Origin of the sequence: Vibrio sp. CUB2 (assembly GCF_001557945.1) — a bacterium.
GTDB lineage: Bacteria > Pseudomonadota > Gammaproteobacteria > Enterobacterales > Vibrionaceae > Vibrio > Vibrio owensii.
In genome coordinates, this window is the sequence record NZ_LNRB01000001.1 from 509290 (window position 1) to 532254 (window position 22965).

Genomic DNA, 22965 nt, shown 5'->3' on the forward strand with positions numbered 1-22965 from the left:
TTTTGTTCTGAGTGAGGCTAAAACGCCCCTTTGGCTTCCAAAAGAACAAAAAAAACCACCTCAATCCAATGAGGTGGTCAAACTACTATATGGTATAGTCAAGAGAAGGGAATTAAGTTAATTGAGTGGAAGCTTAATATCTCTCTTCTTCGACCTATGATACATAATCAATAAAAATACTAAACATCGATAACAAACTATGACGATTCCTGCACGTTATTAGTTACTTATCTTTTCGATAGCTCTTTCAATGTTAAGTAACGTCAACATTTAATTTAGGTTTCTTCGTAGCTGCTATTTTTTCCGAGTTTACATCACGTTCAATTCCTAACACCTTCCAAATATCAAATAAACGATGGCCTTGTTTTTGTAGATACATCACCATCGTAGATTGATGATCTGCGTCTTTAGGAGAGCCGGCACCAAATCGCGCTTCTTTACAAAGCCTAGCTTGCTCCACATGACGAAAGTTATTTGAAAGCAACAAAAGTGCCTTTTCAACTTGAATGTAATTATAGTCAGAACTAGAAATCGTTTGAGCAATAACTCTCATCCCAAGATGCATATCCATCATCTTATTTAAGATAAAATCAATCTCTGCGCTATCATTTATCTTACCTTGTTCATAAAACGGAGCTAAATGGGAGTATAAGTGACGGGTATTGACCACTTTCATAAGACGTCGACGCACTTCTCTGGAGGAAGCCCCAGGGTGATTATTTAAGATTCGTTCTATGCGTTCCTTTAATTTTTTATCACTCATCTTAGACATTCACCACCCTCTTTATTTTATAAATTAAATTAATATTGCCATATTTTACCTAGGGTTAGCGGCGAATTTTTTGAGATGCGTCGTATATTTACCGTGCAATTAAAATCAAAGATATAAATAAAAAGCAACATACGACTTCTGTCTGTCAATCGAGTGGAATCAAAAAGGCCCACTCGATTAGAAGTGGGCAATCTGCTTTTGTAGGAGTGATAAGGGTGACAAACAGAGGATAGACACCCACGTACTGAGTCTGCTATGCCTTACAATAATTTTTAATAGCATATTGAACATTCAATTTCACTACTTTGCTTTATACGACTAGGCAAATAGTCTGGCAGTATTTTTTAAATGCACAATATATTCATTAATTTATCGTTACATTAAGCCTTGCAAGCATAGCAAATGATTTTCTACTCATATTTTTGACCACTTCCGTTACTGGAAGTGGTTTTTTTTTGGAAAAAAGTTGTATTCGATGCTGTCCATTAAGAAAATCCGTTACAACTACAGAGGTATTAAAATGTCAATAGACCAACACCGTAAATCAAAAAACGTAATATTAGAGCTGTTAGTCGACAAAGGTTTAACGAAAGAATTTAGGCGCATAACGTGTAAACCGTCAAAAATCGATTCAATAAAATATAAACATGATAAAATCGCTTCAAGAGTTATAGGTTCACAAGTTGTTTCAAATATTTTCAAAGAAAAAGAGCATATTAATAATTGTTAATATTAGAATGATAACTATTATTTAAAACCGTTAAGTAGTATACCCCATCTGGGCAAAAGCTCAGACACTCCATGATGGTGTTAGTCACATAGCGCCTTTTCCACTATGTGGTCCCCAAACCACATAGTGGAACTTTTTATCTCAATCTAATTTATTTCTAATCTTAAATTAAACTTTCCTCAACATATTTTTTCAATAACTTTGAACAGTACAAACTTAAGCAGCCCCAACTACTTGATGAGTTTTTCACTTTAAGACAATTTAGTTACCCCAAACCATCTCTACAAACTCAGGGTGATCCACAAACGGGTTGCGGTTACCTTGGAATTCAAACACCGCTTGGTTACGGCTGATCTCTTTCGCGCTGACTGGATCGTTTTTGTGCCAACGTTTCAACATGTTCAGCATCCATGGTTCAAAGACGGTCGTTTTCGTGCCATTCAATACCGCGTCAGAATTGCTAGAGTTGCTTTCCCAGTTGCCGATGACGTTTTCATAGCGCGTCGCCATGTAGAAATACGCACGAGCAAAATCACCTTTGAACTCATCAATAGGCTCAAATACCGTTCCTGAATAGCCCAAAGTAGAGCTTGCTGAACCAACTTTTGAGCCATTACTTGATACGTAAGTGCTGTTACCCACTTCACCAAATGGCCAGTTGCTGCGCTTCGCATTCACATAGCCATCGGTTGCAAACAAGTGGTGACCATCCGAGTTCATCGGCTCAACCTTGCCACCAAACCAGCTCTTAGGGAATGAGTGTTCACGGTTGTAGCAATCGCCTTCCGTTTTGTATTGGCCACATTGGTCAGTGACTTTGGTAAAACTCACCGTATCGCTGCCAGATGGTTTTTCAGAATACATATCGAGAATGGAGCCATCTTTATCGTAATAGTTGTCTATGTCCGCGTCTTTCACTAAGGTCCAAATCGCTGAGTAACCGCGTCCTGTGTGATCTTTGATGATGTTAAACAGCGCTGTTTTCAACTCAAAACCTGTTTTGCCTTCTGCGGCTTTATAGTACTCACCCACAACAGGCGGAGGTGTCGTTGAACCACCAAGAGTAAAGCTTGTGGTTTGAGATTTCGTGAATTCACCACCAGACGCTAATGTGGTTTGGCCAAACATTAAGGCGTATGAGCCACTGCCGTTCCCGCAACAAATGCCATCACCATAACTGTCACTGATCGTAAACTGGTAATCGCCGTTCGCTAGGCACATGGTTTTTTCGTAAGTTTTCGAAGATTCAAAACCTTGGCCAGAAAACAACACTTGTGACTGGCTATCCTTTAGTTCCCAGCTGGTTTCTGAGCCATAGCTATCGGTGTTCAATGTAAGTAACACTTCGTTGTCATTACAGCTTTCTACCGGTGGCTGAGTACCACCATTTTGGTTTGGCTGAAAGTTATCGACATAAACGACTTCAGAGCCGTCAAAGCCCGATTCATCATAAAAGCGTAACCCGACATTGATCGTTTTGTTTGATGATGCAGTGTAACTGTGCGTGAGTTGTTGCCACTGATTGGTTTGCTGAGGATTAGAGTAGCTGTGGTATCCATCAACCACCAAACGCGCTTTAACATTACCTTCCGTATGATAAACCGCGACAGAAAATGGGTAGGTTTTCCCTTGCTCCACATTAATGGTTTGCAAAAAGTCGGTGTTGCTTTGGGTACCTGTATTTACGATAACTTGAGCCGCAAGACCACCAGATTGATGCGGGTCACTGGTCGGTGAAACAGCAATGCCGGAATCAATCACAGACCACTGCGTTGGTGCATTGCCATTCCACTGTTCAAAGTCTCCATTCAAGACCTCAGCATAGGCGATCGGAGAGCAAATGAGAGGTAAGAGACAGAGGGGTTTCGTTATGGATTTCATTATAATCTTCCATTAGTTATATAAATCACCAAAAAGATAAACATAACAATTACACATGAGTAAGTCATAAATCACAGTTTGACGTTGCATGAATGTGAATATTCTCATTATCGTGCAGCACATCTCACAAACTGCGTACTGTTTCTTCCACTTGTTCAACGGCGGTTGTGCGATAAAAACAAAGAGATGCAAAGAAACAAGGCGGGAGCTCAAAGTGGAATATCGCTACCTATGACTAAAATGAGCGGCATCTTAGACAAAGCGATAAAAAAAGCCAAGTGCGTTTCTATGGGGGTAGAGAACAACACTTGGCTTGGTATGGATTATCTTGATTGAGAATGACTTATTGAGTGTTTGCCGTCACTTTGAAGAAGCGTCCTTGTAATGATGACATCGGTATCTGGTATTGCCCGTTACTTGGTGTGATTTGTTGGTTAGTGATTAAATCCACCAGCGCTTGATTACTACCGACTTGCGCTTCTGTCAGCACAATATTGCGGGCACTCTCAAGGGTATTCAAAGCAAATAAGACTTGGTCATCGCCAGATACTTTCAAGTCCACATAACTGCCATTGCTTGCTACCAAGTTAGTGCGACTGCCTTGATACAAAGCAGGATGATCAGCGCGCATCGTCATCAATGACTTAACATAGTTTTTAAGGTCAACTTGGTTAGCATCTAGGGTTGCCGTTACGCCTTCGATCTTGGCGCTGCTGCGAGCGACATGGTCATCACACACGCCACGAACCGCACACGTATTGTTGTCTTCTTTTGCGGCAAAACCATCTACTTGGTCACCAATTTCATCTCCATAATAGAGAGTGATTGGTCCGGTGTAAGCCGCTTGGAATGCAAACGCGGCTTTATGGCGTTGCCAGTATTCAGCATCGTTCACATCCGCTAATCCGCCTCGTTGCAACAAATCACCAAAGCGAACCAAATCGTGGTTGCCAATCATCAAGTTTGGCTGAGCATGAGACGGGTATTGGTTGTGTGTTTGGTAGCCATTGTCTAGCCAATCCACACCACGACCGCCGACACCGCTCTCATTGACAGCCAGAGTTTCCACCACGCGATAGCGCATTGGGAAATCAAATGCCGAGCACAGCGCAGGATCGTCAGCCGCGCCATATGCATCACTCGCGATTTCTGACTCGCCTTTCCAGATCTCAGCAACCATGTAACCCAGGGGATTCACTTGATCACCATCCGCGTTGGTGTAAGTCACACTCTGTGAGGCTTCATCCACCGCTTTGCGGATTTGTGTCCATGCGTCGGTTGGGACTTGGTACGCTTGGTCTAAACGCCAACCATCAATTTTTAGCTCTTTGACCCAGTAAGTCGCGACTTCTTTGTAGAAATCCAAACTTGCTGGGTAGTCGACCGGATTGCTCGAACCAGAAGGTAATAAACCCGATGGAGACGGCTTAATCAACCCTTCTTTGTGATGACCAAACACGCCATCAAAGAAAACATACAAACCGCGTTTGTGTGCTTCATCAACTAAGGTTCTCGCCGTTTCTAAATCGCCAAAGCGAGGATCAATCTTAAAATAATCCGTGGCAAAGTAGCCCGTTGCATCCAAACGATCGGCCCAATGATCCTGCCCATCAATGGCTTCCGATTCAAAAACTGGCGTCAACCAAATTGCATTCATGCCCAAGTCTTGGATGTAATCGAGCGAATCGATAATCCCTTGAAGATCACCGTTATGATGGCTAGTGCCGTAACCTGTGCCATGGCCGATACTCGAATCGCCATCAACAAAGCTCTCAACCATGATTTGATAGGTGCGAAGTTGGTTGCTTTTCTCCATTACATTCGCTTGGCAAGCATAACTTGCATCAGGAAGTGGCGTGCTGCCATTATCATTTCCGCCAGAGGAATTACACGCGGATAAAACACCAACCACACTCAAGGCTAAAAGCGATTGGCCAAATAGTTTTTTATATCGTACGTTGCGCATTAAACTCTCCCAAATAAAATTAACCCCAACATGTTTCCCATGCAGGGGTTAATAAATAAAAAATAAATTTTAAATAACTGAATGGAATATTATTGGCACTTATTTACCATAATTGAATAAGGTGAGCCATCATCTTTAAATTCTAAACTCCAAAGATATTTACCAGGCTCTTTAATTTCTAGTTTTGTATCTGTACCGTAACCACCGTAAGTCAGTTCATTTAATTGTCCGACCGATAGTTTTTTACCTTTGGCAGTAAACTGGGGTTTCCATTGTTCAGCGGCATACTGCATTTTGTAATTACCTGAAACCTCATCGGTAATCACTTGATAGACATTATTCCCCTTATAGGTCAGCTTGCGCTCGGTAGTGTGCTTCCAATCTGCATTTGGGAAACTACCTACAACAAAAATGTCTTTAGACAATGGGCCTGATTCTGCTGAATCCGGCAAACTACAATTTGTCATCATATCAATCTGAGTGCTCGTAAATGCAACCGTATTATTTACTTCATCTTGGGTTGTATTTTCTGATGATGTGGACGAGCAAGCAGACAAGATAGACACAGCAGCTAAAGTACATGCTGTATTTATAATTAATTTTTTCACGTTATATCCTTATTTTTATTAGACTAAGTACTAATTAAATTAGAACATATATATTATGACTCTAAATAAAATAAACTTTAAATAGAAATAATATAATATGTGAAAAAGATAACTAAATGCGCAATAAAAAAGCCGACTATCTCAGCCGGCTTTTTGAAATTACCTATTTGCTATTCACTGCTTTTACAAATACTTCTTGCGCACCTTCAATTCCTAACGCTTTTGCTTCATCAAGTAAGCTCAGAGCTTTAGGGATATCATCTGCTTTTACCGCCGCTTTAATTGCGTTGTGGTAGTAAGTTTGTGTTTCAGGCTGTACTGATTCGACCGCTTTAACCGCAACTGGAGCCGCTATTGGTTCACTACTTGATGTTCCGATTGAGAAGAAACTCACACGGTCAATCGAGACTTCAATCTTACCCGTATCACCATTTGGTACTGGAATATCTTTTACTTCTGGTAAGTAGTTACCTCGAGCTTCGGCATCCAACCGCGCAGGGTGAATCACATCCGTAAATCCACCCAGATCCGATTGATCAGTGTAAACAATTAGGTAAACAGAATCTAAACCCACTGGTGGGAAGAAGTCTTTTTCAGCGACTAGACGGTTTCCAAGATGAAGACGAGGTTTTGTGTACTCAAACTCCGCTTTGCCGTAGTTTTCAATTTCTTTACCGTTTTTATCTACGATAATCGCTCTTGGTACGAAAGCAGTGTCTTCGATCAAACTAGTGATTTTAATGGCGAACTCGCCACGGTCAGCAGGCAACTCAAACACCGCAACACGACTGTCGATATCTTTATATTTCAGCACTTGGCTCTGAGTATTGATATCTACAATTGCAGAACTAGGAAGCTTCATTTTTACAGCTTGAAGCTCAGAGATAACATCAACTTGCTGTGCTTGAGCAACTTGAACTTGTTCGATTACTTCAGTGGATTGACAGCCAGCAAGCGCGACACATCCACTTAACATGAGGGCACGGAAGTACATACTTTTTCCTTCTAGTTATTTTTCTAAAGGTTTTTTGCACTAAAGCATCTTAGAGTGACTTTGGTGAAACGTCTAACTTTTCGAAAACCCTTAGAAAAATAGCCGACAGATGTCGGCTATTTGACTAGGACAGCTAGATAACTAAGAGATTACTCGATTACCACCAAGCTTCTACTTGGATACCAACAACAAAGTCGTTGTCTGTGCCAGCTGCTGTAACTACACCAGCGTCATTTTTAACTTCACCAAAACTATCGTTTTCTAGATCCATTAGGTAGCTACCGTATACACGAATTTCAGGACGAGCCCAGAAGCTATCACCCATTGCCCATGCTTGAGCTACGGTAAATTTAGCACCACCGAAATCAACATCATCCACTTCACCAGCATTGTAGCCAGCTTCAAAAATAGTACGCATAGTATCGTTCCATTTGTACATAGGACGAGCGACAATTGAGTACTGGCTAGAATCGTACTTAGCTGTACCTAGATCTGAGCCTGCTAGGTAAGCCAACTGGTGGCCCATTTCCCAGTTTTCACCAAGGTTCATGACACCCCAGTTAATCACACGGTAACCGAAGCCATCATTTTGGTCTCCAGAACGGTCGTAATATGCACCAGCACCCCAGAAGTTTGCCATCTGAATACCATAGCCAGCGGTACCAACTTGAACTACAGTCTGGTTGAAGCCATTACTCATGTTTTGGTGAATGATACCACTTGCAAGCAGACCATCATCACCATCGTATTTGCCATTTTTGCTTTCTGTTGAGAAGTTGTACGCTAGCGCAACTTCAAGAGACGCATCTTCCCAAAGACCAATGTTTGCTAAACGAGCGTCTGCAATGTACCCTGCACCGTTGTCATCTTCACCGTCTTGAATGATTGCTAGAGATAGCTTTTGGTTACCTACTGAAAGGTTTTCGATACCACCACCAGTACCAGAAGTGTTTAGGAAGTAGAAGTCAGTGATGTGGATATCTTTACGTTGGTAGTAAGTTTTACCAGCCCATAGAGTTGCGTCTTTATCAGATGCGATAAGACCTTTAGCTTTAACTGCAAACTGTGCAACGTTAAAGTCGCCATCTTCCCAACCTTTAGCGCCTTGAACACCTGAAGCGATCATAGACTCTAGACGCCATGTTTGGTCGCCAGTTTTTAGATCCTCAGCAAAACCAAACTCAGAGTAGTTGTCATCTTCGTTACCTAGACGGCCAATACCATTTTTCATAAATGATACGTCACCACCGCTTTCAGCACTAATACCAGTACCAGCGCGCATGTAACCATTAAAATCCACTGCGAAAGCAGAACCAGCAGCTAAAGTTGCAGCAACAGCAGCAGCAATTACACTTACTTTTTTCATTCTTAACTCCATTAAGGGTATTTATAATTCTGTCTTCCCTGCTCACTCTTTTAGATACATATAGGCAGTAAAAATGCACCTAAAGAAAGAGAGGTAAGATGGGAACAAGTCCCCGTTTGTTTCAACAGTCTGCAGATTACCCAAGGAGTACAAGGATGACTTCCTCCGCCCCAAACTAATTTAGGGGGGATGAGAAGGGATGAGAAAATATACCGAATGGTGTTTTTTCGAGTTAGATCACCAATCTAGGGAGGAATTAGTAAGTTTCTTCAGTTTATGGCCGCTACAAAGTGATAGCCATTTCATATTTTTGTCAAAAATAGGTCGTAGAAAGTAATTTAATTACAGTGATAATTTTCGATATAAGGTGGTTGACCTTAGTAAGACAAAGTTTTTTACTTATAGTTTCTTAAAGGTAGCAATAAAATTAAAAAAAGATTCGCTGATGACACAACTTCACTCTCGCCCATACCCACTCGGCGCAACCGTAAATAAAGAAGGTTGTAACTTCTCTATTCACGCTCCGAGTAGTAAAAACATTCAACTTGCGCTATTTGCGGAAGACGGTAGTTACAAGCTGCACGACTTACCAGGCGAATATGCAGGCATTCGCCATACTTTTATCCCTGACATCAAATCGGGGCAAAAGTATGGCTATGTAGTGACGCATAAAGACGAACCTTTGCTGATCTCCGATCCCTATGCAAAGTCGATTGATAAAGCCCTTCACTACCAGCCTCCATTTTCTCCTGCAAAAAGCTTCGATATGCCAAAGTGTGTCGTCATAGAAGACAACTTTGATTGGCAAGACACCGATCATCCTCGCATAGCACGAGAAGAGATGGTGTTGTTTGAAACTCATGTTAAAGGGCTCACTCAGCAGAACCCTGAAGTTCCAAGCGATACAAAAGGCCGTTATTTAGGTTTGTCTTCACCTGAAATGTTGGCGTTCTACAAACAGCAAAACATCAATACGTTGCAATTGCTACCTGTCGCAGCGTGTATGCATGAACCGCATTTGCTTAAGATGGATAAAGTGAACTACTGGGGTTACAACCCATACTTGTTCATGGTACCGGACCCTCGCTATGCGGAAAAAGACGCGGTAACCGAACTCAAAACCACCATCCGCGAGCTGCATAAACACGGCATCGAAGTGATTCTTGATGTGGTGTATAACCACACGGCGGAAGGCGGTGAAGGCTCAACGATCTTCAACCTAAAAGCGCTCGACTCACGTTTTTACATCAAACATGGTCAGAACTTCGCGAACTTTACTGGTTGTGGCAACACAGTCGACTTAACTTACCAGCCAGCACTGAATCTCGTTATGGATACGCTGCGATACTGGGTGAGCGAATTTAAAGTCGATGGCTTCCGTTTTGACTTGGCAGCAACACTCGGTCGCCAAGGCGATGATTACAATCCAGAAGCAGCGTTCTTTAAAGCCGTCGCCCAAGACCCTATTCTTCGCGAAACCAAATTGATCGCTGAACCTTGGGATATCGGTCCTAACGGTTACCAAGTGGGTAACTTCCCGTTCGGTTGGAACGAATGTAACGATAAACTGCGCGACATCTCCCGCAGCTTCTGGCGTGGTGACCAGGGCTATCTAAAAGAATTTGCGACCCGTTTGATGGGCTCTCGTGATATCTACAGCGCAGCGAACTGGCCTTACAAACTCACGGTTAACTACATCACATATCACGATGGTTTCACCCTGCAAGATTTGGTGTCTTACAAACAGAAGCACAACGAGGCAAACGGTGAAGAAAACCGCGACGGCCACGGCGATAACCGCTCTGAAAACTATGGCGTGGAAGGCGAAACCGAAAACCTGATGATCATCGCCACGCGTGAAAAACAAAAGCGCAACTTAATGGCAAGCTTGTTGTTTGCATTTGGTATCCCTCATATCCTAACTGCGGATGTGTTATCGCACACGCAAGGCGGTAACAACAATGCCTACTGTCAGGATAACGAAACCAGCTGGCTAGATTGGTCGAGCACAGAACGCAAACAGCACTTCAAAGTGTGGATGTCACAAATGGTTGCTAATCGTAATCAGTATATGGTGCCATTCATTCGAGCATTCAGTGGTGAGAATCGCAACAACAACCGTATCTTCTGGCGTCGTATTGATGGCAGCTTGATGGAGCACGACGATTGGAACCGTTTAAGCTCTGTAGCGCTGCATTTAGGCATCGGCAAGGAAGGGCAAGAGTTGGTGTACCTGATCAACCAAACCAACGCACCTGCGCGATTTAAGCTGCCAAATGAACGTGGTCAAGAGTGGGTGACCGTGTGTGATACCAATGTGCGTAATCTCAATCCTGGTCATGCGGAAGGCGAAGTGTTGCTTTCTCCTACGTCGATGGCAATTTTGCATTATCAACCAGAGTAAGAACCTTACCCGACAAAAGCGAAGCGTATTCCTACAAGAACTGACAAGCCCAGCCATGCGCTGGGTTTGTTTTATCAACGTTTCGGATACATAAACAGCAATCAGCTCAAATAGCACACCATACGCATTGATGCACAAGTGAAACTAATCTAATATTGCTAGCCAAATCACATTTATAATATATACAACGTTATTTGGCATATGGCTTTACCTAAATTCTTAATCCGCATTCTGCGGCCTTACCTGCTATTACTCGCAGGTTTCATGGTCTATCTGGCTTATGCTCAGTTAGTCGATTCCGAGTCGATGGTCTATCGGCAATCACAGACCAATATCATCACCGCCGAGCGGTTGATCCACTCTCAAATCGAGGCGGCTTTCAGCAAATTCTATCTTCTAGAGACCGCATTAAAAGCAAGCAAACAAGACCTCAATGATCCTGACTTCCGTGAACTAAGCCAAGGCATCATCGACTATTCCCCGCAATACTCCAATATCCTCTATACCACATCCAACAACAGCGTCGCTTATGGCCTATCTGGTCAAATCAAACAGGCAGACACCAGCGCAATTCAATGGCATAAACTGAATACCGTCAGCGATAAATTCTCCATCTCTTCGCTGTACCAAAACCCACAACAACGCTGGGTATTCGCCATCAAACACGTCAATCCGAATCTAAAGTATCAACTTTGGCTTGAGTTCGATCTTCTTCATACCACTCAACAATTGCGTGGTCTAAAAACATTGAATAAAGGTTATGTGTTTGTCGTAGACAGAGATACAGAACGCTTGGTATTCCATCCAGATCCAAGCCGCATCGGTGACTATTCAGTTAGTTATCATGGCGGTATCAGCGATAAAGTTGCGTCGGGCTTACTGTTCGGTAAACACGAATACTATTACCAAGATAATTTTAAGATTTCAGTCTTTGATGCAGACAACGGCTTAAACTGGGTGTTTGTAGCAGGAACAGACCGTGCCGATATCCTCAACAGCAGTTATCCGTTCACGCTAACGGCCGGTGTCATCGCCTCTCTACTCGCACTCGCCATCGGAATCAATTACCTCACTTACCAACTGCATTTGTCTTTAGCACGCCTAAATGGCACGGAGAGCGTTGGTGAGTTCAAAACCCAACTCAAACATATCTTGGATCGTTTTTGCTACCACAGAGGCATACAGTTCTGTTTATACGACAGCTTGAATTACAGCTTCTACACCCTCGATTATCACGGCAATAAAAAGCTGGTGCTAACTGACGCGGAACTCGCGGCGCGTTTTTCTCATAGCGCTTTAACGTACAGAACGAAGAAGTACGGCGACGAGCTGACGAAAAAGCTTAAGATCAACAGTAATCACTACTGCATTCCATTATTTGATGGACGAGCTCTGCTTGGCGTGACTTATGTCAGTTGTCGATTCCCAACCTACAAATGCGTGCTGAGCTTGATTCAAAACTACTCCCAAGTGGCGTTGGCAAACCTGAAATTGCATGACCGTTTGCGCCATCAAGATCCAATGACGCAACTCGAAAACAAAGCGTGCTTAGCAGCAAAAGTGTCGAGAGAGCTTCATTCAGAGAACCGTTTTATCGCGATGGTCGATATTGATAACTTCAAATACATCAACGATAAATTCGGCCACCCAGTCGGTGATTTAGTCATCCAAAAAACCGCTGAAGTGATGCGCGATTGCTTCCCTAAACCAAAAGGGATTTGTTTAGCGCGTTATGGTGGTGAAGAGTTTGCCATCATGTTCCAAGCTAATGACGAGTTTGATGCCAAACATCAGCTTGATAACTTCCTAACCGCGTTGCAAAGAAGCCATCTCACATTGGGCTGTGGCGATGTACGATTTACGGCAAGTGTTGGGTTTACACCATTAGAAACCAGCTATCACCATGTAGTGGAGCAAGCTGACAAAGCACTTTATCAAGCAAAAAGATTGGGCAAGAATCGCGTCTGCCATCTCAAAGCAGCATAGCGAATTTGTTACGAAAAAAGACAAAGCCAGAGCAAATATCGCTCTGGCTTTTTTTATTTCTATTACAGTCAGTTAAGTCATAAGATCTGACACGACACTTCCCTCTTTCCTCCGTCTTTTAAGCGACTCAAATTCTGCTCTCAAACACCCTCTTGTTAATCAGTTCTGAACAGGTGTTTATTTTTCTTTGATTTAACTTAACGGCTCTCATCAATAACCTTAAATGCATCAGGGGATTGCACGAAGCCAATTGAAAATGAAAGAACTGGACGATTACGTAGAGCAGATAAATTTAGACCTGACTAGCGAGATGTTAGAAGAGCTAGGCTGGGTCAGCGATAACGTCCATCAGGTTCTTTATTGGGTTATTGCCGCCATCCTATTCGTTGTATTGATTTGGGGTATTTTCTCATGAAGGCATCCAATCCATCTTATGGTCAGGTTTATTTGGTTGGAGCAGGCACAGGCGATGCGTCACTGCTTACCATTAAAGCATTTCGTCTGCTTAATCGTGTTGATGTCGTGCTTTATGACCATCTGGTTTCGGAAGAAGTCTTGGACGTCATCCCACGAAAAACCCTAAAAATCTGCGTGGGTAAACACTACGGTAAGTGTTCGCAAACGCAGGCAGAAATCAACGAAATGATGAAGGGCTACGCAATCACCGGTCTTACGGTATGTCGCTTAAAAGCGGGCGACCCGTTTGTATTTGGTCGAGGCGGTGAGGAAGCGACCTATTTAACACAGCAAGGCATCAACTATGAGGTTGTACCGGGTGTAACTGCGGCACTTGGATGCTGCGCTTACGCGGGGATACCGGTCACTCATAGACAAGTTTCGAGGGGTGTAACCTTGGTAACGGGACGAAACTGTAATGATGCTAGCGAACCTAATTGGAGCGCACTTGCCGCCATCGACCACACCCTAATTTTCTACATGGGGCTACACAAAGCAGAAGCGATCGCAGACAACCTCATTGCTCACGGTCTCGCGCCAGATACACCTTGCGCCATCGTTAGCAATGGGACACGAGAAAATCAAAGCAAGATCGTCACTACCTTAGCCGGACTGTATGAAACCTGCAAAACGCAAAAACCACCACTGCCAGCAATCATAGTGGTCGGAGGCGTGGTTTCCCTTTCGCAGTCACTGGAATGGTTTGAGTCCACCGCCGAGCCCTGTTTAGAACGCACGATTCACTAGTTTTTGAAAATAACGAGATAGAACAATGCCTAAGTTTTTAACTACTCAGCAAATGGGTTCGGCGATCGAGGCGTTACGTCAGAGCTATAAGGTGATGGCGCCCGTCTATGAAGAATACGCGGGTCGTTTTGCCCATACCCCAAATTTGGATTACCAAGAACTCGAACGTTACGACCAACTGGAGTGGAAAGAGAAAAGCCACTTTTCACCCAAAGAGATCGTCTTCCCAATTACCGAAACCCTGTTTTGGTTTAACGCCGACGAGTTGCGAGAATCCAGTGTCGATGCGCGCCCTGTGTTTCTGTTTCTCAGAGCTTGTGACATCAATGCGCTCAAAAGCCTTGATTACATGTTTTTAGAAAACGGCGGTCACGAAGACTTCTACTACAAACGTCTGCGCCAGAAACTCAAACTTGTACTGATTGAGTGCAGCGAAAGTTTCGAAAACTGCTTTTGTGTCTCTATGGGTACCAACAAAACCGACAACTTCGCCGCTTCAGTGCAATTTAGTGATCACGGCGCCATTGTCACTATTAAAGATCCAGAGCTGACACCGTACTTTTCACAAGGCAAAGACGTTGAACACAGCGTCAGCTTCGTCAAGTCCAATCCAGTCAAAGTCCGTACGCCAGATTCGGTTTGCGATGACCCAACGAAAATACGTGAAGTGTTACTCAGCCATCCGGAGTGGTCAGAATACAACTCACGCTGCATTGGTTGCGGTCGCTGCACTTCTTCATGCCCGACTTGTGCCTGCTTCAACGTGTTTGATGTGGTTTACAACCAAGAAGCCAAAGTGGGTGAGCGTCGCCGCCAACACGCCAGTTGCATGATTGATGGCTTCTCGGATATGGCAGGCGGTCACAGCTTCCGTCATAAAACTGGAGAGCGCTTACGTTATCGCGCCTTACACAAGGTCAACGACTTTAAGTCTCGCCAAGGCGAACACCACATGTGTGTTGGATGCGGACGCTGCGACGACCGATGCCCTCACTACATCTCATTTAGCAACATCATCAACAAGATGACATCGATTGTAGAGGAGGCGCTCTAATGTGCGATTGTGAAAACAAAATGCTGCCGCAAAGCTACCCGATTATTCATATCGAAAAGCACACAGAACTGGAATGGAATTTTCGCGTTGCGTGTGACTTTCCGGTGCACTACGGACAATTTGTCGAAGTGGGTTTATCCCTTGTGGGCGAAGCACCTATTTCCGTCTCCGATTACGGCTTAGGTTACGTCGACTTGCTGATACGTAATGTCGGCAAGGTAACCAGCGAGCTGTTCCAATTAAACGCCAGTGATCGCGTGATGATGCGCGGCGCAATGGGCAATGGCTACCCGATGGAAGCATACCAAGATAAACACCTCATTGTGGTCGCGGGCGGCACTGGCGTTGCTCCGGTTAAAGGGCTGATTAACTACTTTCACAACAACCCAAGTGATGTGAAGAAGATGTCTTTGATCCTCGGATTCAAAAACCAAGATGCCGTGTTATACAAAAACGACTTGCTGAATTGGTCTTACTTCAATCACGTCATCACCACCTTGGATGACGGTGGCGACGAGCACTTCTATGAGAGCGGCCTGGTCACCGAGCACATCAGCAAGCTCGATCTCTCAGACAAAGAGAACATCCGCGTCATCGTAGTGGGTCCGCCGGTCATGATTAAGTTCGTCGTGCAGGACTTCTTATCCAGAGGCATTCAAGAAGATCAGATTTGGGTCGACTACGAACGCAGAATGGCCTGCTCAGTTGGTAAATGCGGCCACTGCCGAATTGGCGACAAATACGTGTGCTTGGATGGTCCGGTTTTCCGTTATGACCACGCCAGAACCATGATCGATTAGGAGGGAATCACAATGACGATGGACGTAGATATCATCAAAATGCGCGCCAATGGCGATTACCGCCTATCGAAAGTGCGTGGCGAGTGCATGATCAGCGTGCGCATTCCGGGTGGCATTATGCCCGCTTACTTGCTAGGTGCCGCGCAAGAGATCGCCGAGAAGTGGGGCAATGGTGTCATTCACCTCACCACACGACAAAAACTGGCGATGCCCGGCATTCGCTATGAAGACATTCCAGAGGTCAACAAAGCGCTTGAGCCCTTCATCAAAGACATCACCGTCGATACATGTGGCATTGATGTCGAAGACACGCAAGCAGGTTATCAGTCGATTGGTGGGCGTAATATCGTCGCTTGTCAGGGCAGCCGAATCTGCCAGAAGGCCAATACCGATACCACTGGCTTGGCGCAGCGAATGGAGCGTCACGTTTATCCAAGCAAATACCATTTAAAAATGGTCATGGCAGGCTGTCCGAACGACTGTGCCAAAGCCAATATGGCGGATTTTGGCATCTTAGGTATCGCCAAGATTAATTTCGAAAGTCATCGCTGTATTGGTTGCGGCGCCTGCGTCAAAGCTTGTGCGCACCACGCAGTAGATTGCTTGTCACTCAAAGACGGTAAAGCGGTGAAGGAAGAAAGCAAATGCATTGGCTGCGGCGAATGTGTGCTTGCTTGTCCGACACTGGCTTGGCGTCGAGATCCAAAACAATTCTATATGGTCAAACTGGGCGGTCGAACTTCGAAGAAGACCCCTCGCGTTGGCAAGATGTTCCTCAATTGGGTAACGGAAGACGTCCTGCACCCTGTCATCGACAATCTGTTCGAATTTGAAAAAGAGATGTTGGGCGGTAAGCCGATTTACCTCCACATGGGGCATCTGATTGATAAAGGCGGCTACTTGCGTTTTAGAGAGCGCGTCTTAGATGGCGTTAGCCTAAATCCGGAAGCCAAAGTCGCCGAACGTATGTATTGGGCAGAAGATGAATACGTAGCGAACATGCACGTGAAATAGGCATAGTATGAACAAACTAGAAGAAATGTTTAAAGAGGCGTTAGCCCCAGCAGGTATCACCATCAATGGTTCTAAACCGTGGGATATCCAAGTGTTTAACCCAAAAGTGTATGAGCTTGTGATGCAGTCAGGCTCCTTGGGTTTAGGGGAAGCGTACATGTCCAAGATGTGGGATTGCAGCCGCTTGGATCAGTTCTTTGAACGCGTACTTTTAAACGATATTGAAGGCAAACTAGGACTGGCTGAAAAGCTCAAGTTCGCCTCTTCCGCTGCGAAATTAAAACTGAAAAGCTGGGTTAACCCACAGAGCATTGAGCGTTGTAAATTCGATGTACCGCACCATTACGACATCGGAAATAAGCTTTACCAGAAGATGCTCGATTCACGCATGACCTACACCTGCGGGTATTGGAACCGAGCTGCAACGCTGGACGAAGCGCAAGAGCACAAGATGGATTTGATTTGTCGTAAGCTCGACCTACAACCGGGAATGCGTATTCTCGATATTGGCTGTGGTTGGGGCAGCTTTATGATTTACGCAGCGAAGAAGTATGGCGTAATTTGCGATGGTCTGACTCTATCCAAAGAGCAGAAGAAGCTCGGCAGCAAACTGGCAATAGAAAACGGCGTAGTCGCAAACTTCATTTTGAAGGATTACCGCGAGTTCAAGCCCACCGTGCAATACGATCGCCTAGTGTCGATTGGTATGATCGAACACGTGGGACCGAAGAACTACGCAGAATACTTCGAGTGCGCAGAGCGCTTCATGAAAGACGATGGCGTGTTCTTGCTACACACCATTGGTTCACACCACAGCACTACCGCATCGGATCCGTGGATCTCGAAATACATCTTCCCAAATGGTGTTATTCCATCGATGAAGAACCTCGCAGAGGCGATGGAAGATCGATTTAATATCGAAGATGTGCACAACTTCGGTGAAGACTACGACAAAACCCTGATGTGCTGGTTCTCCAACTTCCAACACTCATGGAATCAGATCAAAGGCGATTACAGTGAAGATTTCTACCGCATGTGGAAATACTACTTACTCAGCTGTGCTGGCGCCTTTCGCTCACGAGATTTGAGTTTATGGCAGCTCGCCCTAACTAAGATTGGTCGCCGCCGACCACTAACCGTACGTTCCATGTAAGCAATCTGCCTCCAGATTGTGTTTTGAGCACCTTCGTTTAGCTCCAAGCCAGAATGGGCGGTTTCATTCTGGCTTTTTTTATACCCAAGTGACTTCAATGTGAAAGATTCAAAACCTGTCATTAGCGAGAGGTTACTTGGGTATATATTACAAGAATTTACGCTTTCATTCGTAAATACAATTCAATATTTACTTAATTACACTTAATTTAACGAAAATATATTTTCTAGAAAGAAGCAAAGAAAATATTTTTAGTTAACTTTTCATATCTATTTTATTTAGGTTTTACATAGATAATAAAAAAGCCGCTTACGCGACTTTTCGTAAAACAGAGTTTTGCTGATTAACCGCCTCGGCGACCACCCATGGCATAACACATATTGGGTTGCATCATGACAACCTTGCCATCAATCAGGCACGCCTCATACCTTGAAGAATCAGGCATATTGCGTTCACTACTCGCAATAGACAAAGGCGCGATGAGCATAATCAGTACAGCCAATACAAACTTCTTCATATTACTCTCCTTCTATAATTACTCTAAAAACGTACTACTTGATATGTAAAATCCGCACGCAGTTATGATTTATTAGATATTGAATCTGAGACTATTAAAAAGTAATTTAATCCAACTCTCAATAGTTATTTTTATTTTAGATGCAATAAATCAAACTTGGTAATTTATTTTTGTCTTTATAATAAACCTCAATAATATGAGTATCTAAGCTAACTCGATTTATTTGTATAACATTCGATTTCTGATAACAATTCAAAGCAGCTCTGAATCACCACTTCGCTCTCCTACCCCATCGAGAGCTTCTAACTTATCGTTTTACTTATTTAAGTCTCAAAAGGCATGACTAAAGCATCAGGTTTAATGACTTTCATCGTAATTACTCATACTTAGTAACGTCTATCGTTACTTTTAGTCTTCTTAACTGTGACTTGTTCAGCATTGATGGCCGTACTGTGCACGCTCAGGCAATCTTCGTCTCAACCAAGGCTCATACAGAAAACCAAAACCAGAGCCAAAATAAAAATATTGAGAGTAACCATCATGAAAGCCATCAAATCAATCATCATCACACTGCTATTCACGTCAACACTTTCTGGTTGCGTGTCTACACCAGGTCATTATCGCCTCGCCCCCAATGTTCGCCCAACCTTGATGAACGCGAACATCAACGTTCAACCACTGGTTAACACGGCGGTTTCTGTTGGCAAGGTGGTATTGCCTTACGCGATTTCCGCAGGGCATGCTTACGTAAATACGCCTTATTTCTTGCTGCGATAAGCCTAAAAGCTCGCCTGTCGCTCTTCGAAAGAAACCCAAAAATAAAGCCGATGCGTCTTCTCCACATCGGCTCTACGTTCAATTTCAGCACATTTTCGGGAACGTTCTCTAAAGTATTCTCAACTTAGCAGCTTTCACGCTCAATGTTTTGGAAAGTAAGCACAACTTTACTCATCTCTTTTCCTCGACCTTCGATTCGTTCAATCAACATTTTCGCTGCGTTTTCGCCCGCTTTATCAAACGCATAGTTGAAAGTAGATAGGCTTGGAATGCTAATGCTTGCCAGTTCATCGTTACCCACACCGAGTACACGAACTTGCTCTCCCACTTTTACACCCATCTCACGAAGTGCTTTAACCGCGCCTACCGCAATACGGTCGGTGGCACAGAAAAGTCCGTCCAAATGAGGATACGCTTCCATCTGTTCTTTCGCTTGCTGATAGCCAGATTCAATCGAGAAATCACCGCGCGCGTGGAACAATAAAGCTTGCTGATGAAAGTCCAAAGATTGCTTTAACCCTTGCGAGCGCTGCACATCAACAGCGATGTCTTCACCTTGCACACCAATAAAACCAATCTGCTTGCAACCCGCGGCGACCAAGCGATTACCAGCTTCAAAGCCAACCCGAACGTCATCGTGCACCACGCTTGGTACGTTATGCAGTGACCCATCTTGCCCTACCAATACGACAGGAACATTGGATTGTTGAATGGCCTTGTTCAGCGCGGCATCAAAGTGCGTGGCGTAAAGGATAATGCCCTCTACACGCTTCTGGTTGAAGATCTGAATGTACTCGATTTCTTTTTCGTACACTTGGTGAGTATTCGCTAACAGGACGTGTTTGCCTGCTTGCTCAATGATCGCGGTTAAACCGTCCACACCCTGAGATATCGCATGGGATGAAACTCGAGGCACAATCACACCAATCAAATTGGTCTTTTGCGATTTTAGGTCTTTGGCGACTTGGTTGACGACATAGCCACACTCTCCCACCGCTTTGCGTACCTTGATTTTCGTCGCTTCTTTTACCCCGTATTCATTATTGATAACACGGGATACTGTAGATTTGGATACGCCAGCCAAACGCGCCACATCGTGCAAACTCGCCATATTGTCCCTATTCCATCTTTGTCATTGTTGATTATTGGGATTGTTTGCAGAAATCTGCCACTCCCCATGAAGGATTACGTGATTTTACCCTCGTTAAGCGGATCATTGTCACCCAATATAACGATCATTCTCACATAATTCGGCCTTATCTTTTGACCCGTTGCCATTAATCATCAAAAATCCGCCTTGCAAACGTTCCCAAAAATAACCAAAACAATATTTATTTCAATTAAAGACAAGTAATACCAATCGGGGTGTGCAATGAACTATCCAGTCATAGCAAAACAACTACTTGAGCATTTAGGCGGTAAAGAAAACATTCAAGCCCTTGCTCACTGCGCAACACGTTTACGTTTAGCGCTAAAAGACGAAGAAAAGGTCAACGAAGAAGCGATCGGCAACCTTGATGGCGTAAAAGGCCAATTCAAAGTTTCAGGTCAATACCAAATCATTTTCGGCTCTGGCATCGTAAACCAAGTTTACGCAGAGATGGCGAAACAAACTGGATTGGCAGAGATGTCGACCAACGATGTTGCTTCTGCCGGAGCGGATAAACAAAACCTAATTCAACGCGCAGTTAAAGGGTTGTCGGATATTTTCGTTCCGATCATTCCAGCCATCGTTGCAGGTGGTTTGTTGATGGGTCTGTTCAATGTCTTAACCGCGCAAGGTCTATTCATTGAAGGTAAATCGATCATTGATGCCTACCCTGGGCTGACCGATTTAGCCAATATGATCAACACCTTCGCGAACGCACCATTTGTTTACCTTCCTGTTTTATTAGCGTTCTCAGCTTCGAAGAAGTTCGGCGGTAACCCATTCTTGGGCGCTGCGCTGGGTATGTTAATGGTTCACCCCGATCTGCTTAACGGCTGGGGTTTTGGTAGCGCCTCTGTATCTGGCACAGTACCGACATGGAATATCATGGGTCTGGAAATCCAAAAGGTTGGCTATCAAGGTTCGGTGCTGCCTGTTCTGGTTTCTGCATTCATTTTGGCTAAGGTTGAACTTGGTTTACGTAAAGTCATCCCATCCGTATTGGACAACTTGCTCACACCGATGCTGGCGATCTTCATTACGGGTTTCGTAACGTTTACTCTAGTTGGTCCGTTTACGCGTGACCTTGGCTTTATGCTAGGTGATGGTCTGAACTGGCTTTACGATTCAGCCGGTTTTGTGGGTGGCGCACTGTTTGGCTTTATCTACGCACCGTTCGTTATCACTGGTATGCATCACAGCTTTATCGCAATTGAAACCCAACTATTGGCTGATATCGCAACCACTGGCGGTACCTTCATTTTCCCTATCGCGGCAATGTCTAACGTTGCACAAGGTGCCGCAGCGCTGGCGGTTGGCTTTACTACTAAAGATACCAAGATGAAAGGCATCGCGGTGCCATCGGGTGTGACTGGTCTACTTGGGATCACGGAACCAGCCATGTTTGGTGTGAACTTGAAGCTACGCTACCCATTTATCGCTGCGATCATCGGTTCAGCTGTCGCGAGTGCATTCATCACGCTATTTAACGTTAAAGCGCAAGCACTAGGAGCTGCTGGTCTGCCAGGCATTATTTCTATCGCACCAGATAAAATTGGCTACTACATTGTCGGCATGGTTATCGCGTTCGCAACCGCGTTTGTTCTGACCGTCGTATTGGGCATGCGTGATAAAGCAAAACAAGCAAAGACAGCGACAGCATAAGAAGTTTTAACTCCTTGCCCATTCAACACAGTCTCATCTTGCTTGTTCGATATCGGGGGCTCAGTAGTATCGAACAGTAAGGTGGGGTTGTGGGGCATAATCCCCCTGCCACTCGCTTTGAGTAGCAAGCCAGCCAGAAGGTTTCTGACTGGCTTAATTATATGGTCCGCCCCACTCTCAAGCCCTTAAGCTTAGAGTACGTTCTCAGAATGAGGTGAACCATATGTCTACTATCCACATCTTAGGTATCGACCTAGGCAAGCACTGTTTCCACGCAATCGCTCATAACCGTTCAGGTGCGGAAGTATTGCGTCGTAAGTTTAATCGAAACCAACTCCAACATTTCCTTTGTAAAATAGAGCCAACCACCATTGCTTTCGAAGCTTGTGGCGGTGCTCATTGGCTTGCTCGTAAGTGTGGTGAATACGGCCATCAAGCTCGACTTATTCCTCCCCAGTACGTTAAGCCTTATGTCAAAGGCAACAAAAATGATTTCATAGATGCATCAGCAATTGCAGAAGCCGCTGGTCGACCAACAATGAGGTTTGTCGCAGTAAAAAGTGAAGAGGCCCAAGTCATCGCAGCGATTCATCGTGTCAGAGATGGTTATATCAAGGAGAGAACCGCGGCGATGTCTCGAATTGGGGCTATCTTGCTTGAGTTCGGCCTGAGTTTTCCAAAAGGACACGCAAAGATGAAGTCTCTATTCCAATGGCTAGCAGAGCAAAAAGTGCCACTGCCAGAAAGCTTACTCGGTGAATTAGTGTCAATCCACGAGCACTACAAATACCTTAATGAACGAGTCAAAGCTCAAGATAGTAAGCTTCAGACAGTTGTTAACAACAACGAAAGTGCACAATTGCTGAAAACTATCCCTGGAGTTGGCGACCTTACATCGACGTTGTGCGTGGCGGACGTAAGCTCCCCA

General features: G+C 44.3%; 19 protein-coding genes. 11 read left to right on the forward strand and 8 right to left on the reverse strand.

Annotated elements, in window-relative coordinates; translation table 11 throughout:
- Positions 1 to 253: 253 nt before the first annotated feature.
- The 6 genes from ATB78_RS02275 to lamB all read right to left on the reverse strand — a co-directional run bounded on the left by ATB78_RS02275 (position 254) and on the right by lamB (position 8317).
- The gene (locus ATB78_RS02275) at positions 254 to 772 is read right to left on the reverse strand and encodes a hypothetical protein (protein WP_179946987.1); all 519 of its coding nucleotides are present in this window, start codon (positions 770 to 772) and stop codon (positions 254 to 256) included.
- A gap of 991 nt (positions 773 to 1763) precedes the next feature.
- The gene (locus tag ATB78_RS02285) at positions 1764 to 3383 is read right to left on the reverse strand and encodes an endonuclease (RefSeq protein WP_061007712.1); all 1620 of its coding nucleotides are present in this window, start codon (positions 3381 to 3383) and stop codon (positions 1764 to 1766) included.
- A 343-nt stretch (positions 3384 to 3726) separates the two neighbouring features.
- Positions 3727 to 5349 carry an alpha-amylase family glycosyl hydrolase gene (locus ATB78_RS02290; protein WP_061007713.1) on the reverse strand — a complete coding sequence of 541 codons (1623 nt, stop codon included), beginning with the start codon at positions 5347 to 5349 and terminating at the stop codon, positions 3727 to 3729.
- Between the two features lie 89 nt (positions 5350 to 5438).
- Positions 5439 to 5957, reverse strand: a complete 519-nt coding sequence (locus ATB78_RS02295) for a glycosidase (RefSeq protein ID WP_240537358.1) — start codon at positions 5955 to 5957, stop codon at positions 5439 to 5441.
- A 163-nt stretch (positions 5958 to 6120) separates the two neighbouring features.
- Positions 6121 to 6951 carry a MalM family protein gene (locus tag ATB78_RS02300; protein ID WP_061007714.1) on the reverse strand — a complete coding sequence of 277 codons (831 nt, stop codon included), beginning with the start codon at positions 6949 to 6951 and terminating at the stop codon, positions 6121 to 6123.
- Positions 6952 to 7108: 157 nt separating this feature from the next.
- On the reverse strand, positions 7109 to 8317 hold the full coding sequence (lamB, locus tag ATB78_RS02305) for a maltoporin LamB (RefSeq protein ID WP_061007715.1): 1209 nt from the start codon (positions 8315 to 8317) through the stop codon (positions 7109 to 7111).
- Positions 8318 to 8762: 445 nt separating this feature from the next.
- Here lamB and glgX point away from each other — a divergent pair, with 445 nt between their 5' ends.
- From glgX to cfa, 8 genes are all read left to right on the forward strand, one after another.
- Positions 8763 to 10721: a glycogen debranching protein GlgX gene (gene glgX, locus ATB78_RS02310; protein WP_061007716.1), complete on the forward strand. Its 1959-nt coding sequence runs from the start codon at positions 8763 to 8765 to the stop codon at positions 10719 to 10721.
- Between the two features lie 264 nt (positions 10722 to 10985).
- On the forward strand, positions 10986 to 12707 hold the full coding sequence (locus ATB78_RS02315) for a diguanylate cyclase (protein WP_081096550.1): 1722 nt from the start codon (positions 10986 to 10988) through the stop codon (positions 12705 to 12707).
- 256 nt (positions 12708 to 12963) lie between these two features.
- The gene (locus tag ATB78_RS29810; protein WP_009706538.1) at positions 12964 to 13122 is read left to right on the forward strand and encodes a hypothetical protein; all 159 of its coding nucleotides are present in this window, start codon (positions 12964 to 12966) and stop codon (positions 13120 to 13122) included.
- The gene (cobA, locus tag ATB78_RS02325) at positions 13119 to 13910 is read left to right on the forward strand and encodes a uroporphyrinogen-III C-methyltransferase (RefSeq protein WP_061007718.1); all 792 of its coding nucleotides are present in this window, start codon (positions 13119 to 13121) and stop codon (positions 13908 to 13910) included. The genes ATB78_RS29810 and cobA overlap by 4 nt, the downstream gene beginning before the upstream one ends.
- A 25-nt stretch (positions 13911 to 13935) precedes the next feature.
- Positions 13936 to 14964 carry an anaerobic sulfite reductase subunit AsrA gene (gene asrA / locus ATB78_RS02330; RefSeq protein WP_061007719.1) on the forward strand — a complete coding sequence of 343 codons (1029 nt, stop codon included), beginning with the start codon at positions 13936 to 13938 and terminating at the stop codon, positions 14962 to 14964.
- Positions 14964 to 15764 (forward strand): anaerobic sulfite reductase subunit AsrB, encoded by an 801-nt coding sequence (asrB, locus tag ATB78_RS02335; protein WP_061007720.1) that lies wholly within the window; start codon positions 14964 to 14966, stop codon positions 15762 to 15764. Before asrA ends, asrB begins: the two co-directional genes overlap by 1 nt.
- A gap of 12 nt (positions 15765 to 15776) precedes the next feature.
- Entirely contained in the window at positions 15777 to 16778 is a 1002-nt protein-coding gene (gene asrC, locus ATB78_RS02340; RefSeq protein ID WP_005429205.1) for a sulfite reductase subunit C, read from the forward strand.
- A gap of 7 nt (positions 16779 to 16785) precedes the next feature.
- Complete coding sequence (gene cfa, locus ATB78_RS02345; protein WP_020195597.1) at positions 16786 to 17931, forward strand: cyclopropane fatty acyl phospholipid synthase; 1146 nt, start codon at positions 16786 to 16788, stop codon at positions 17929 to 17931.
- A 343-nt stretch (positions 17932 to 18274) separates the two neighbouring features.
- Here cfa and ATB78_RS29815 read toward each other — a convergent pair whose 3' ends face one another.
- Positions 18275 to 18448, reverse strand: a complete 174-nt coding sequence (locus ATB78_RS29815; protein WP_009706544.1) for a hypothetical protein — start codon at positions 18446 to 18448, stop codon at positions 18275 to 18277.
- A 540-nt stretch (positions 18449 to 18988) separates the two neighbouring features.
- Between ATB78_RS29815 and ATB78_RS02350 the strand changes: the two genes are divergently transcribed.
- Positions 18989 to 19225, forward strand: a complete 237-nt coding sequence (locus ATB78_RS02350; RefSeq protein ID WP_061007721.1) for a hypothetical protein — start codon at positions 18989 to 18991, stop codon at positions 19223 to 19225.
- Positions 19226 to 19349: 124 nt separating this feature from the next.
- On the opposite strand, the gene ATB78_RS02355 is transcribed toward ATB78_RS02350, so the two are convergent.
- Positions 19350 to 20336, reverse strand: coding sequence for a LacI family DNA-binding transcriptional regulator (locus ATB78_RS02355; protein ID WP_061007722.1), 987 nt, complete (start codon positions 20334 to 20336; stop codon positions 19350 to 19352).
- A gap of 261 nt (positions 20337 to 20597) precedes the next feature.
- On the opposite strand from ATB78_RS02355, the gene ATB78_RS02360 reads away from it, so the two are divergent.
- Both ATB78_RS02360 and ATB78_RS02365 read left to right on the forward strand, forming a co-directional pair.
- Positions 20598 to 22037 (forward strand): sucrose-specific PTS transporter subunit IIBC, encoded by a 1440-nt coding sequence (locus ATB78_RS02360; protein WP_061007723.1) that lies wholly within the window; start codon positions 20598 to 20600, stop codon positions 22035 to 22037.
- A 223-nt stretch (positions 22038 to 22260) separates the two neighbouring features.
- Positions 22261 to 22965 (forward strand): IS110 family transposase (locus tag ATB78_RS02365; RefSeq protein WP_155647738.1); only part of this gene is annotated, 705 nt, incomplete at its 3' end.

What these genes read in the sequence shown, in the direction of transcription:
- ATB78_RS02275 (WP_179946987.1), bottom strand. Translation starts at nt 772, where the DNA reads ATGTCTAAGATGAGTGATAAAAAATTAAAGGAACGCATAGAACGAATC.
- ATB78_RS02285 (WP_061007712.1), bottom strand. Translation starts at nt 3,383, where the DNA reads ATGAAATCCATAACGAAACCCCTCTGTCTCTTACCTCTCATTTGCTCT.
- lamB (WP_061007715.1), bottom strand. Translation starts at nt 8,317, where the DNA reads ATGAAAAAAGTAAGTGTAATTGCTGCTGCTGTTGCTGCAACTTTAGCT.
- ATB78_RS02300 (WP_061007714.1), bottom strand. Translation starts at nt 6,951, where the DNA reads ATGTACTTCCGTGCCCTCATGTTAAGTGGATGTGTCGCGCTTGCTGGC.
- ATB78_RS02315 (WP_081096550.1), top strand. Translation starts at nt 10,986, where the DNA reads ATGGTCTATCTGGCTTATGCTCAGTTAGTCGATTCCGAGTCGATGGTC.
- ATB78_RS02290 (WP_061007713.1), bottom strand. Translation starts at nt 5,349, where the DNA reads ATGCGCAACGTACGATATAAAAAACTATTTGGCCAATCGCTTTTAGCC.
- ATB78_RS29810 (WP_009706538.1), top strand. Translation starts at nt 12,964, where the DNA reads ATGAAAGAACTGGACGATTACGTAGAGCAGATAAATTTAGACCTGACT.
- ATB78_RS29815 (WP_009706544.1), bottom strand. Translation starts at nt 18,448, where the DNA reads ATGAAGAAGTTTGTATTGGCTGTACTGATTATGCTCATCGCGCCTTTG.
- ATB78_RS02360 (WP_061007723.1), top strand. Translation starts at nt 20,598, where the DNA reads ATGAACTATCCAGTCATAGCAAAACAACTACTTGAGCATTTAGGCGGT.
- cfa (WP_020195597.1), top strand. Translation starts at nt 16,786, where the DNA reads ATGAACAAACTAGAAGAAATGTTTAAAGAGGCGTTAGCCCCAGCAGGT.
- ATB78_RS02350 (WP_061007721.1), top strand. Translation starts at nt 18,989, where the DNA reads ATGAAAGCCATCAAATCAATCATCATCACACTGCTATTCACGTCAACA.
- asrB (WP_061007720.1), top strand. Translation starts at nt 14,964, where the DNA reads ATGTGCGATTGTGAAAACAAAATGCTGCCGCAAAGCTACCCGATTATT.
- ATB78_RS02355 (WP_061007722.1), bottom strand. Translation starts at nt 20,336, where the DNA reads ATGGCGAGTTTGCACGATGTGGCGCGTTTGGCTGGCGTATCCAAATCT.
- cobA (WP_061007718.1), top strand. Translation starts at nt 13,119, where the DNA reads ATGAAGGCATCCAATCCATCTTATGGTCAGGTTTATTTGGTTGGAGCA.
- asrA (WP_061007719.1), top strand. Translation starts at nt 13,936, where the DNA reads ATGCCTAAGTTTTTAACTACTCAGCAAATGGGTTCGGCGATCGAGGCG.
- asrC (WP_005429205.1), top strand. Translation starts at nt 15,777, where the DNA reads ATGACGATGGACGTAGATATCATCAAAATGCGCGCCAATGGCGATTAC.
- glgX (WP_061007716.1), top strand. Translation starts at nt 8,763, where the DNA reads ATGACACAACTTCACTCTCGCCCATACCCACTCGGCGCAACCGTAAAT.